General features: G+C 35.5%; 9 protein-coding genes and 2 tRNA genes. 6 read left to right on the top strand and 5 right to left on the bottom strand.

The window, feature by feature from the left end; genetic code table 11:
* Positions 1-51 precede the first annotated feature (51 nt).
* From PHO71_RS12015 to PHO71_RS12005, 3 genes are all read right to left on the bottom strand, one after another.
* A tRNA-Pro gene (locus tag PHO71_RS12015) sits at positions 52-126 on the bottom strand.
* A 35-nt stretch (positions 127-161) separates the two neighbouring features.
* Positions 162-236 (bottom strand) — tRNA-Pro (locus tag PHO71_RS12010).
* A gap of 127 nt (positions 237-363) precedes the next feature.
* On the bottom strand, positions 364-1,101 hold the full coding sequence (locus PHO71_RS12005) for a bifunctional 2-polyprenyl-6-hydroxyphenol methylase/3-demethylubiquinol 3-O-methyltransferase UbiG (protein ID WP_300203517.1): 738 nt from the start codon (positions 1,099-1,101) through the stop codon (positions 364-366).
* 145 nt (positions 1,102-1,246) lie between these two features.
* On the opposite strand from PHO71_RS12005, the gene PHO71_RS12000 reads away from it, so the two are divergent.
* The gene (locus PHO71_RS12000; RefSeq protein WP_300203515.1) at positions 1,247-1,441 is read left to right on the top strand and encodes a hypothetical protein; all 195 of its coding nucleotides are present in this window, start codon (positions 1,247-1,249) and stop codon (positions 1,439-1,441) included.
* Between the two features lie 338 nt (positions 1,442-1,779).
* Here PHO71_RS12000 and PHO71_RS11995 read toward each other — a convergent pair whose 3' ends face one another.
* Positions 1,780-3,060, bottom strand: coding sequence for an ATP-binding protein (locus PHO71_RS11995; RefSeq protein WP_300203513.1), 1,281 nt, complete (start codon positions 3,058-3,060; stop codon positions 1,780-1,782).
* Positions 3,057-4,418: a sigma-54 dependent transcriptional regulator gene (locus PHO71_RS11990; RefSeq protein WP_300203511.1), complete on the bottom strand. Its 1,362-nt coding sequence runs from the start codon at positions 4,416-4,418 to the stop codon at positions 3,057-3,059. Before PHO71_RS11990 ends, PHO71_RS11995 begins: the two co-directional genes overlap by 4 nt.
* A gap of 195 nt (positions 4,419-4,613) precedes the next feature.
* On the opposite strand from PHO71_RS11990, the gene PHO71_RS11985 reads away from it, so the two are divergent.
* From PHO71_RS11985 to PHO71_RS11965, 5 genes are read left to right on the top strand one after another with little or no spacing between them, the layout of a single operon-like run.
* Positions 4,614-6,089, top strand: coding sequence for a TolC family protein (locus PHO71_RS11985; protein ID WP_300203509.1), 1,476 nt, complete (start codon positions 4,614-4,616; stop codon positions 6,087-6,089).
* A 36-nt stretch (positions 6,090-6,125) separates the two neighbouring features.
* Positions 6,126-7,376 (top strand): efflux RND transporter periplasmic adaptor subunit, encoded by a 1,251-nt coding sequence (locus PHO71_RS11980; protein ID WP_300203507.1) that lies wholly within the window; start codon positions 6,126-6,128, stop codon positions 7,374-7,376.
* A gap of 21 nt (positions 7,377-7,397) precedes the next feature.
* Positions 7,398-9,788: an ABC transporter permease gene (locus PHO71_RS11975; RefSeq protein WP_300203505.1), complete on the top strand. Its 2,391-nt coding sequence runs from the start codon at positions 7,398-7,400 to the stop codon at positions 9,786-9,788.
* Between the two features lie 25 nt (positions 9,789-9,813).
* Entirely contained in the window at positions 9,814-10,488 is a 675-nt protein-coding gene (locus PHO71_RS11970; RefSeq protein WP_300203503.1) for an ABC transporter ATP-binding protein, read from the top strand.
* A gap of 35 nt (positions 10,489-10,523) precedes the next feature.
* A complete protein-coding gene (locus PHO71_RS11965) occupies positions 10,524-12,854 on the top strand; it encodes an FtsX-like permease family protein (protein ID WP_300203501.1) in 2,331 nt (776 codons plus the stop codon).
* Positions 12,855-12,859: the final 5 nt, after the last annotated feature.

The following is a 12,859-nucleotide window of genomic DNA, read 5'->3' as shown; positions in this document are numbered from 1 at the left end:
GATATAAATTATATCAGCTTAATAACATTCATTTTTATTTTTAAATTTTCGTCGGGGTAGCGGGATTCGAACCCACGACCCCCTGCTCCCAAAGCAGGTGCGCTAACCGGACTGCGCTACACCCCGAAAAACTTTTAATCAAACTTCCTCTTTCTTTGTAGTCGGGGTAGCGGGATTCGAACCCACGACCCCCTGCTCCCAAAGCAGGTGCGCTAACCGGACTGCGCTACACCCCGCTACTTTGATAAGGTTGTTCTTTCTAAAAGCGGTGCAAAGATAGAGAGTATTTTTTAATTAACAATAGCAGATTGAATATTTTTTCTTTATTAATTTCCAAAAATCTAATAATCAGCACTTTGTATATTAATTTTTTTTCTTGGCAGAGATAAGAAGCATCATGGGACGCCGTAATTCCTCTTTCATTTCTGGAATAGAATCTAGCATTACTTTGTCTGGTTGCGGTTCTATCAGTTCACAGATTTCAAATCCCGTTTGCAAGAGACTATTGATATAGGTCGTAAGAGTTTTATGATATTTAATCACTTCTTCACCTAAAAAAAATGCAGTACGTTTTTCTTCTGAAAAATAACGATCAACTGGCCAATGAGCAAGTTTCCCTTCTTGATCATAAAACCAATCTTGACTGCCGTAAGCTGTAAAAATAGGATGTTCAACAGAAAAGACGAAGGAACCTCCTGATGTCAAACAAGTGCTTATTTTTCGACATATATCGATAAAAGATTCCAGATAATGGAAAGTCAATGAACTGATTACGACATCATAAGTATCCGGCTGGAAATCAAAATCTTCAATAGCCATACGTTTGTATTCAATTTGTGGAGACGAATTTCTTTTCTTGGCTTCTTCCAACATCTTTTTAGAAATATCTACTCCTGTCACAAATTTCGCTCCATGTTCGATAGCATATATGCAATGCCAACCGAATCCACAACCCAAGTCCAATACTCTTTTGTTAGTGAAGTCCGGTAACATTTTTTGTAAAATATACCATTCTCCAGCACCTTTTAGTCCTTCCACAGAGCGAGACATTTGAGAGTATTGATTAAAAAAAAGATTATCATCGTACTTATTTTCTTTCATATATAAAGTGATAATTTTGAGTAGGCAAATATATAAATTTTGTGTGATGATTATGCCAAATGGTTTGAAATATATTGAGACTTAATGAACTATTTTTATTTATTTTCTGTTAGCACAATAAGAAAACTTAAAATTGAAGTTCGATATGAAAACAAAAAAATTAAAAGAGACTAAAACAAGAGAAACGCCACTGTTGGAACAAAAAGGATATGAAAGAATGGTAAACGAGATAGTACCAGTACAACAAACGGAAACTTATCGTAAGCCGACTAAGAAAGTAGTGAAAGAAGCAGTGAAAGAGTTGAATCCTGATCTTAATAGTTTAGGTAGCAGAGGATGAATAGTTGTATAGTCTGAAATAACACCAAATCACATTAGTTCTTTAATGTATGTCTTGTTCCTTTTAGAGGAACAAGGCGTTCTACACTCAGAAACACTTAGTCTCACACTGGAAAACCTGACTTTTCTTTTAAAGAAAAAACACCTATCAAGAGTAGCCGTTAAATAATGTTTTAGAGAATGGTCAGAATAATATAATGAAAGGCTGAATCTGTTTACATTTTCAGATTCTAGAGATTTTATTGCAGTCTGCCTTCTGCAAATATAATTATGATGTCATGATATGGTCCTCAAAGTATACTGAAATTATTTTCTATTTGTTTTTTTCAATAAAGACCATCAAATCTTAGGAAAAGTCAGTGTGAAACTACTCCCTTTTCCTACCTCTGATTTTACAGAGATACTTCCTTTATGTTGCGTAATTATTTGCTTGCATAGACTTAATCCAATGCCTGATCCTGACGTTTTTGTAGTAAAGAAAGGGACAAATATTTTATCCAGTACCTCTGGTAAAATTCCTTCTCCATTGTCTGATACAGTCAAAGTTATGATACCTGTAGTGTGAGAACTTGCTTGGATTCTAATACTTTTATCTGTTTTCTTGCTACACGCTTCATTGGCATTTTTTAGTAGGTTGATAAGTACCTGTTCAATTTGCGCCCGGTCTGCATAAAGAAATAAGTCTAATGGAGGAATTTCGATATAAAACTGCTTTTCTATAAACAATTTTTTTAAGTCAATTAATAATTCTGTAATAGAAATCCTACTGCATACAGGAGTCGGAATTCGGGTTAAACGGCGATAATTTTCTACGAATTCCAGCAGTCCCTTACTTCTTCTGTGAATAGTTTGCATGGCTTGCAAAATAATGGAATACTCTTTCTCACTGAGTTGTTCAGGAATGCCTCTTTCACTCAGTGTTTCTGAGAGAGAAATGATCGGAGTGATTGAGTTCATGATTTCATGTGTCAATACCCGTATCAGTTTTTGCCAAGCTTCCATCTCATTGCGTTCCAGTACTGAATGGATATTTTTGAGGTTGATAAGCTGTTGTACTTTTCCTGTCGTAGTAAATATAGTACATGAAATAGCCATTTCCAGAACAGTTCCATTTTCCTCAAGATGAACAACAGAAGTATCTGGAGTAATGGCAGCCTTCTGCAAGGACTCTGGTAACTGTACTATCTGTCCTAAATGAGCAATAGCAGTCTGGTTCATCCATTCTATATGACCTTTTTTATCAGTGACAAGTACAGCAGTATCTACTTTATTAAGTAAATTCTCATAATATTGGTGTTTAATCTCTTCAGCCAAAAGCCTTCCTCGAAAATCTTTTAAAGTTTCAGAAAGTTCTTTAGCCCATTCGTTCATTATTTTATTTTTGAATGGGGGATGAAAAGTTTGCATCAAATCATTGTAACGTATACTATCAGTTAGCCGCCGTAATAAAGTAATCTGTTTAAATTGCATACGGTAAAGACTTATACTAGTAACTATTAGTAATAAAATGCCAATAGTCATACTAAACCATAAATGTTCTTTAAATAACAAGTAGCTGCCTATAGACAACAATACAATCAATATTATATGTAGAGTAACTTTGACTGCAAACTGCTTCATGAACCTAATTTTTCAAGTTTACGATATAGAGCAAACCGTGTAATACCTAAGTATTCTGCAGCTCGGGAAATGTTTCCTTCACTAATCCGCATTGCTTTTTCAATGGCTTGGCGCTCCAAAATATTTAAATTTAAGACATCTTCTTCTTTTTTCTGTTTAGATGTATGAAAAAGAAAACTTTCAGGTTTTAAGAGAGAACCATCTCCCAATATAACTGCACGTTCCATAGTATGTTGCAATTCTCTTACATTCCCGGGCCATGTATATTTCAGAAGTTTATTCTTTGCTTCTCTTGTCAAACCATGCATTTCCTTTTTATATTTTCTAGCATAACGATCTAAAAAGTGCTCAGCAAGAAGAATGATATCGTTTCCTCTGTCACGAAGTGGAGGAATATGAATTTCAATGGTATTGATACGATAAAGTAAATCTTGACGAAAATTCCCTTCCTCTACCATATAGCGAATATCTGCATTGGTTGCACATATTAAACGTACGTCAATAGGTATAGCTTGGGTACTTCCTAAACGACTGATTTGTCGCTTTTCAATAGCTGTGAGCAACTTCGATTGCATCGGAAGAGAAAGATTTCCGATTTCATCCAGGAAAAGTGTTCCGTTTGTTGCTACTTCCATTCGTCCTGTTTTCGACTTTTTGGCGTCAGTAAAAGCACCTTTTTCAAATCCGAATAATTCGCTCTCGAATAATTGTTCAGGTATACTTCCTAAATCGATCGTCACAAATGGTTTATTAGAACGTGGAGAACAGCAATATAATAAACGGGCAATAACATCTTTTCCAGTACCATTTTCACCTAAAATAAGAATATTGGCATCTGTTTCACTTAGCTTTTGTATAGTAGAAAAGACTTCTTTCATTGCAGAAGATTCACCAATTATTTCGTTATTAAAAGCATTCTGCCCACTTAAGATTTCTACTTGTTCTTTTAATCTATTTACTTCTTTTCTTGATTGGCGTAAGCGTATTCCAGATGTAAGGGTAGCCAGAAGTTTTTCTTTTTCCCAAGGTTTGGGTATAAAGTCTGTAGCTCCAGCTTTGATAGCACGCACTGCTTTGTCTGTATCAGCATAAGCAGTCATGAAGATAACAACAGCCTGAGGATCTAGTTGAATGATATGCTTAAGACTTTCAAATCCTTCTTGTCCACTAATAGCATCACGACTGAAATTCATATCAAGTAAAATAATATCCGGTTGGAAAGTATTCATGAAATATTCAATCCGATCGGGAGTAGTAGTTACTTTTATCTTTTCTGTATAAGGTTCCAACAATAAATTGAGGGCGAAAAGAACATCTTCATTATCATCTACGATTAATATTTTTCCTATTTTATCCATTTTAATATCATTTCTAACTTCTTCGTCACAAAAGTAGTTATAATCTAAATGTGTTGTATGTGCGTATATGCACTATTTTTGTGCGAAAGTGCACAGTATGTAGATATTAGCCATAATGATATATAATTGAAATATAGATATTTATAACATTGGCATAGCTTTTGAATAGTATTATTAAAAGAATGTATGCTTAAAATGAACCGACGGATATTACTTATAATAGTCATCCAGTTAATACTGGTTGGACAAATGTCATCTCAGAATCGTATAATGGAAATTTCACTTGAACAGACAGTGGAATTGGCAAGAAATCAATCACCCGATGCACAGAATGCCCAACATAGCTTTCGTTCTGCATATTGGAACTATCGTTATTACCGTGCCAATTATTTGCCGACATTAAGTTTGAACTCAAGTCCAAATCTGGATAGAGCCATCAACAAGGTAACCTTATCTGATGGTTCCGTTAAATTTGTAGAACAAAATTTATTAAATACAGATTTAACTTTCAATCTTTCTCAAAATATATACTGGACAGGAGGGTCTTTGTTTTTGGAAACGTCTGCTCAGCGGATGGATATAATGAGCGACCATTTACATTCTTGGCAAACTTCACCGATTATGCTGGGATATAGACAGTCACTTTTCGGATATAATAGTTTGAAGTGGAATCGTCGTATAGAACCTATACGTTATCAAGAAGCGAAAAAAACATATGTGGAGACATTGGAATTGGTTGCTGCACGTGCTACATCAAAATTCTTTTCTCTGGCTACAGCACAAAGTAATCTTGAGATAGCAAACTTTAATTATGCGAATGCCGATACACTTTACCGCTATGCACAAGGACGTTATAATATCGGTACTATAACTGAAAACGAAATGCTTCAATTGGAACTGAACCTGCTGACTGAAGAAACCAATCGTATGAATGCTCGTATAGAAATGGATAATTGTATGCAAGAACTTTGCTCTTATTTAGGAATTAAAGAAGAAACAGAGATCAGTGTGAATATCAGTGCCAAAGTTCCTGATTTTAATGTGAATCTTGATGAAGCACTTGCATTAGCTTACGAAAATAGTCCTGATATTGATGCCATGAACCGTCGGAAGTTGGAAAGTGAAAGTGCTGTAGCACAAGCTCGTGCCAATGCAGGTCTGAAAGCAGATATTTATCTTCGTTTCGGTCTGACACAGACTGCTGAACAATTACCGGAAGCTTACCGCAACTTATTGGATCAGCAGCACGTAAGTATCAACATTTCACTTCCTATTTTAGATTGGGGAAGAGGAAAGGGACAAGTACGAGTAGCACGCTCTAATCGTGATTTGGTTTATACCCAAGTAGAACAGAATTTGACGGATTTTGAATTAAATGTGCGGAAATTAGTGAAACAATTTAATTTACAGATACAACGAGTACGTATTGCAGCTAGAACGGATGAGACAGCACAGCGAAGGAATGAAGTAGCTCGTAAACTTTATTTGTTGGGAAAATCTACAATTCTAGATTTAAATGCTTCTATTTCAGAAAAAGATAATGCACGCCGTAATTATGTCTCTACTTTATACAATTATTGGAGTCTGTATTATACACTTCGTAGTATGACGTTATTTGATTTTGAGCATAATACCAAATTAACTGAAGATTATAATCTTCTGATTAAATAAAACTAAAAATAGAAATAGTAAAAATATTAACATATTATGGATATAAAATTGGAAAAGAAACCGTGGTACATTCGCTATAAGTATTATTTGATAGCAAGTGTCTTATTTGTCATATTTCTGATTTATGTAGTTATACTCTCTTTAGGTCCTAAAAAGCTCCGTATTGAGACAGAAAATATACAGATATCGGAAGTAAGAGAAGATAAGTTTATGGAATATGTAGATGTAGAAGGCCTGGTTCAACCCATTCTAACTATCAAAGTCAATACTCGTGAAGCTGGTAGTGTAGAGCGTATTGTTGGTGAAGAGGGAAGTTTACTTCAGATGGGGGATACAATTTTAGTTCTTTCTAATCCGGATTTATTGCGTAGCATTGAAGATCAGCATGATGAGTGGGCGAAACAAATGATTACTTATCAGGAACAAGAGATTGAAATGGAACAAAAAAGCCTTAATCTGAAACAGCAAGCTTTGACGAACAATTACGAGTTAGAACGTTTGAAAAAAAGTATAGCTCTTGATCGGGAAGAGTATCAAATGGGAGTAAAGAGTAAAGCACAATTGCAGGTAGCAGAGGATGAATACAATTACAAGCAGAAGAGTGCGGTATTGCAACAAGAGAACTTGCGTCATGATTCTGCTGTTACAATGATTCGCAAAGAGTTGATCCGAAACGATCGGGAACGGGAACAGAAGAAATATGAGCGTACCCGTGAACGGCTTAATAAATTGGCAGTGACTGCTCCTCTTAAAGGTCAGCTTAGTTTTGTGAAAGTAACTCCCGGGCAACAAGTTTCTTCGAGTGAAAGTATTGCAGAAATCAAAGTTTTGGATCAATATAAGATACACACTTCTTTAAGTGAATATTATATCGACAGAATTATTACCGGGCTTCCGGCTACCATCAATTATCAAGGAAAGAAATATCCCTTGAAGATAACCAAAGTAGTTCCCGAAGTGAAAGAGCGTATGTTTGACGTTGATCTGGTTTTTATGGGTGATATGCCGGATAATGTAAGAGTTGGCAAGAGTTTCCGCGTTCAGATAGAATTAGGACAACCTGAACAAGCTCTTGTCGTTCCAAGAGGTAATTTTTATCAGACTACAGGTGGACAATGGATTTATAAAGTTAATGCTTCAAAGACAAAAGCCACTCGTATTCCTTTATCTATCGGGCGTCAGAATCCGCAGCAATACGAAATTACAGAAGGTTTGCAGCCGGGAGATTGGGTAATTACAACAGGATATGATACCTTTGGCGATGCTGAAGAATTAATACTTAAATAACAACGATTTCAGTACAATATTATGATACAACACTATCTAATAGTAGCTTTTCGCAATTTGCTGAAATATAAAACGCAGAATCTTATATCTATCATAGGGTTAGCGGTAGGTTTGCTATGCTTTAGTATTTGTTTCTATTGTAGTCGGTATATGATGAGTACTGACCAATGTTTCGACAACTATGAGCGTTTGGTAGATATCACTTTAGTTAATAATGAAACTGTATTGTCCGGGACTTCCGCTTTATTGACTGAAAAGTTAATAAAGGAACATGGACATGAAGCGGAAGCTTATTCGCAAGTCACCTATTCCAGAGAACGTCCTTACAACATATATATTAATGATGAGAAGTATTTACCATATAAATTAGCATGTATGGAAGTAGACTCAGCTTTCAATCGGTTGTTTACTCCGTCCATAATAGCAGGTACATGGAATATTGCGTCTCACACTCCTAACGCTGTTATATTGACAGAAAGTGCCGCTCGTAAAGCTTTTACATTTATTAAGGAAGCTATTGGAAAACGTATGGTGCTCACCAACCGCTTATGGACTTCTCCCGATACAACTCCTCAGGACGGTGGTATAACCTACACTATTCAGGCGGTTATTAAAGATATTCCAAGTAATATCAGCATGAATTTTATGCGACCAATAGATGCGTTAGTTTTGAATGACAGTGAAGGATTGTTTAATATGGAGAGGAAAAAGGACATAACGGCATCTTATACTTATGCGCTGCTCCGTCAAGGGCAGACCGCTAAGGACTTGGATGAACGATTTCGGAAAGCCAATGTCACCTATCCAATGTTTGGGCGAGATTATGATGTGACTGCGTCTCTAATAGGTGAAAATATACAATCAGCCACACTGAATACTGTTTTCAGTTCGATAACAAGTATTGTAGGATTACTTATTCTATTGGTTGCTTTACTTAATTTTTTTCATTTTCAAGTTGGAAGTATTATTAATCGCCGACGGGAGTTTAGCATTCGAAAAGTGTTGGGAAACAATATGTTTCAATTGACCGCTATGCTTTTTCTGCAATTACTGCTAGCTATCGGTATAGCTTTATTACTTATGCTTGGATTAGTAGAGTGGTTGGCTCCGGATATGCAAATTTCTTTATTTGGGATGAATATGGTTATTGACAAAAAGGTCTTAATGCTACAAGCCGGAGAATACATCATTTTATTACTCCTCGTTACATTCGCTATATGTGTATCAGTAGCCCTCTATATCCGTCGAACAAGTGTACAAACCATCATTAGTAATAAACGAAAAAGAGGCGGAAACTTTTTCCGAAATGTAATGCTGGGAATTCAGTTTTTCATTTGCTGGTTATTTGTATCTATGACAATCGCCCTTTATTTGCAAACAGAAAAGACGACTTCTACTTTATTTAATACATTAACAAAACAGGAAAAGAGTGACATATTGAGCCTTGATCTAGACTATTCATTTATGAAAAATGAAGAGAAGATGGCACTAATAGATCGTTTTCGACAACATGCAGGAGTAAAAGATATTTTGATTTCAGATATAGGATACATGAATGGAGTATCAGGTACAGGCATACAATTGGAAAAAGATTCTGAACAATGGATAGAAGTAAATATTATGAGAATAAATCCGAATTTCATTTCATTCATGAATATTCCTTTGGTGACCGGACGAAATATCGAAAGCGGAAATGATATACTCGTTGATAATGATTTTCGGGATAAGAACAAAAAGGATATTTTGGGGACCAGTCTTTATAATTACCAGAATTCTTATACCGTTTGTGGCATCATTTCTTCATTCAATCCTTCCGCTTATAGAGATGAGCGACCCGGTTATGTTTTTGAATTGAGTAATTTTGATGATTTTATTGGCCATTGCTATATTAAATGTTACCCGGGTAAAACGGAAGAGGTCAGACAATGGATCAATCAGATATTAAAAGAAGTATTGCCGGAGAGCGTTGAACCAGAACTTTCTACTTTCTTCGATGACATCAATGAAGAACAAGCGGTAGAAACTAAATTAAAGGATATTATTTTATTCTTTTCGGTTGTGAGTTTGATTATCACACTGTTGGGAGTATATGCAGCTATTACCCTCGATACAGCACGCAGACAGAAAGAAGTAGCTATCCGTAAAGTAAATGGAGCAGGAGGGAAACAGATCATTTTTTTATTTGCCAGATTATATGCACTGCTTTTAGTGATAACTGCAATATTCGCGTTTCCTGTTGTATATATGGTTCTTCAGATGTGGAAAGAAATGTATCAGATCTTTTTTAATGACGGAATATTGTATTGGGGAGGTATATTTATTGGAATATCCCTGCTAACTATATGTACGGTAGTATTTAAAATATGGAAGATCGCACATATTAATCCTGCGGAAGTAATTAAAAACGAATAATAGTAACATTTTAAAAATAACGATTATGATCAAGACAGTTAATTTACAGAAGATTTTCAAAACAGAAGAAGTAGAAACTTGGGCTTTGAACAATGTAAGTGTTGAAGTGAAACAAGGTGAGTTTGTAGCTATTATGGGGCCCTCCGGTTGTGGGAAATCTACTTTGCTCAATATCCTGGGGTTGTTGGACAATCCGACAGGAGGAGACTATTATTTGAATGGAACAGAAGTTTCCAGATTTACAGAATCACAACGCACGAATCTTCGTAAAGGAGTAATTGGCTTCGTTTTCCAAAGTTTCAATCTAATAGACGAGTTGAACGTTTATGAGAACATTGAGTTGCCGCTTCTTTATATGGGCATTTCCACATCTGAACGTAAAAAGAGAGTAGAGAAAGCGATGGAACGTATGGCTATTACTCACCGTAGCAAGCATTTCCCTCAACAACTCTCCGGTGGTCAGCAGCAACGTGTTGCTATCGCACGTGCCGTAGTTGCTAATCCTAAACTGATTCTTGCCGATGAGCCGACCGGTAATCTGGACTCAAAGAACGGGAAAGAGGTTATGGGTTTATTAAGTGAGTTAAATAAAGAAGGAACAACGATTATCATGGTGACTCACTCACAACATGATGCAGGTTATGCCGATCGTATCATTAATCTGTTCGATGGTCAGGTAGTGACGGAAGTCAGTCTGTAAAACTATTATTAACGAATCACATAACACACTCTGCTATGATACTACATTATTTAAAAATAGCTTTTCGGAATCTGATAAAATACAAAACACAGAGTTTGGTCAGCATTATCGGACTGGCAGTTGGTTTCACTTGCTTTGCTTTGTCAGTGTTATGGATTCGTTATGAAATGACTTATGATAATTTTCATGAGGGTGCTGATCGTATTTATTGGGCAGGAAGTAAGAGTGATCCCCAAGGAAATGGATTTTCGTATTATTCATCGACTCTCTTGGTAGATCATGTTTTAAAGAAATGCCCGGAAATAGAAGCAGCTTCTCATTTTTATCATAACAATAATATTAGGGAGACAATAAGATATCAAGAAGAAGATTTCTCTATTGATAGAATAACAGCGGATTCTAACTTTATTTCGATGTTTAATATAATTACATTGAATGGAGATGATCATTTCTATTTGAGTGATGATCAAGTTGCGATTACGGATAAAATAGCAGATGAAATTTTCGGAAATAAATCACCGTTAGGTGAGAAATTGATTTTTCCAGATATAAATAACTCTGAAAAGACGATTGCGGCAGTAGTGAAATCATGGGAAGGACATTCTTCATTTCCTTTTGATGTCTTATTACCTCACCTAAGCCAATATCCGGACTCGGTGGAAGGATTAGAATGCTATACAGTCTTTCGCACTTACCCTAATGCGGATATTCAAGCTTTGAAAAAAAGACTGGAGAAATATGAAATACCACACAGCTCATCAAACAAAGAGATTGCTACTCCCATCACCTTACTTTCAACTTTAAGGAGCACTTACCCCAGAGAGGATGTCATTTTTACGGTGAATCGTATACGTCTTTTCGCTTGTATTGGGGCATTGGTTATCATCTGTGGATTATGCAACTATTTTACAATATTTATTACCCGCCTTCGAATGCGTAAACGGGAATTAGCATTGAGAAAAGTAAATGGAGCATCCGAAAGAAGCTTATTGGCATTGATTTTAATAGAACCGTTTTTATTATTTTGTATATCAATAGTAGTCGAGAATGTGCTGATAGAAATAATTTTGCCTGTTTTTAAACGTCTATCACAAATAAAGGAAGATACTTCGTCCTTTTTTGGTGAGTTGGCAGTTTATATGCTTTTATTAGTAGCGATTACAATGATCTTTGCGATTATAATTGTGAAATTTATAGGCAAACGCACCTTGCTCGAAAATATTGGTAATAAGTCCGATCTTTATCTTTCCGGTTGGTTTTATAAAGGGAGCATATTGCTACAACTATTTATTAGTATAGGCTTTATCTTTTGCACTTTTGTCATGATGAAACAATTGAATTTCTTACTTTATTCCAGAGAGTGTGGGATGGACCGTCATAATTTAGGAGTTGTTCGCTTATATAATAATGAGAAGGAAGCTGTATTTAAAATATTGGATCAAATGCCGGATGTTGAAGAATATATATATGGTTTTTATAGCCTTATTCCTAAACACTATTTTTTAACGACCATTATAGACGACTGGGAAGGGAAAGTGAACGGATCAACAACCATTATTATGGAAAATGAGACGATAAATAAAGAATATGCTGATTTGCTCAACATTGAAGTGTTGGATGGAGAGATGTTGGACGAAAAAGACGGTAAGCAAAAAGTAGTTATCAATGAAGCAGCTGCGAAGGTCTTTGGTTGGAGAAATCCGATAGGTAAGAAATTTGTGAATATGGAAAAAGAGTGTGTTGTGAAAGGAGTAATAAGAAACATATATTACAATGCTCCCGTATATCCGGTGGCTCCTGCAATCTATTTTTTACCGAAAGATAAAAATGAAGGGGATCTTATTATCAAAGTGAAAGATGGAGCATGGAAAACTGTTAATCAGAAATTAAAAGAAGAAATAAATAAAATGGATCCTAATGCTAGAATACAATTGATTCAAATGGAAGAGAGATACAATGAATACATGAAATCGGAAGAAACTTTGAACAAGTTATTGAGAGTTGTTTCTTTTGTTTGTGTATTGATTGCGGTATTTGGCATCTTCTCTTTGGTCACTTTATCGTGTGAACAACGTCGTAAAGAGATTGCTATTCGAAAAGTGAACGGAGCCAGTATCGGAATTATACTAAACTTATTCTTTAAAGAATATTTGTTCTTGCTCATTATTGCTTCGTTAGTTGCTTTCCCATTGGGATATTTTATTATGAAGCAATGGTTGGAGAAATATGTGAAGCAGACCTCTATTGATTTTTGGATATATGTAAGTATATTCATTATAATGGCTTTTATTATCTTTTCTAGTGTTATTTGGCGAGTTTGGAAGGCGGCTTGTCAAAATCCAGCGGAAGTAATTAAAAACGAATGATCTAA

Source organism: Bacteroides sp. (assembly GCF_028690125.1).
Classification (GTDB): Bacteria; Bacteroidota; Bacteroidia; order Bacteroidales; family Bacteroidaceae; genus Bacteroides.
Note: the sequence above shows the minus strand (reverse complement) of the source record. Positions and strands in the feature narration are given on the sequence as shown.

What these genes read in the sequence shown, in the direction of transcription:
- PHO71_RS11985 (WP_300203509.1), top strand. Translation starts at nt 4,614, where the DNA reads ATGAACCGACGGATATTACTTATAATAGTCATCCAGTTAATACTGGTT.
- PHO71_RS12000 (WP_300203515.1), top strand. Translation starts at nt 1,247, where the DNA reads ATGAAAACAAAAAAATTAAAAGAGACTAAAACAAGAGAAACGCCACTG.
- PHO71_RS11980 (WP_300203507.1), top strand. Translation starts at nt 6,126, where the DNA reads ATGGATATAAAATTGGAAAAGAAACCGTGGTACATTCGCTATAAGTAT.
- PHO71_RS12005 (WP_300203517.1), bottom strand. Translation starts at nt 1,101, where the DNA reads ATGAAAGAAAATAAGTACGATGATAATCTTTTTTTTAATCAATACTCT.
- PHO71_RS11990 (WP_300203511.1), bottom strand. Translation starts at nt 4,418, where the DNA reads ATGGATAAAATAGGAAAAATATTAATCGTAGATGATAATGAAGATGTT.
- PHO71_RS11995 (WP_300203513.1), bottom strand. Translation starts at nt 3,060, where the DNA reads ATGAAGCAGTTTGCAGTCAAAGTTACTCTACATATAATATTGATTGTA.
- PHO71_RS11975 (WP_300203505.1), top strand. Translation starts at nt 7,398, where the DNA reads ATGATACAACACTATCTAATAGTAGCTTTTCGCAATTTGCTGAAATAT.
- PHO71_RS11970 (WP_300203503.1), top strand. Translation starts at nt 9,814, where the DNA reads ATGATCAAGACAGTTAATTTACAGAAGATTTTCAAAACAGAAGAAGTA.
- PHO71_RS11965 (WP_300203501.1), top strand. Translation starts at nt 10,524, where the DNA reads ATGATACTACATTATTTAAAAATAGCTTTTCGGAATCTGATAAAATAC.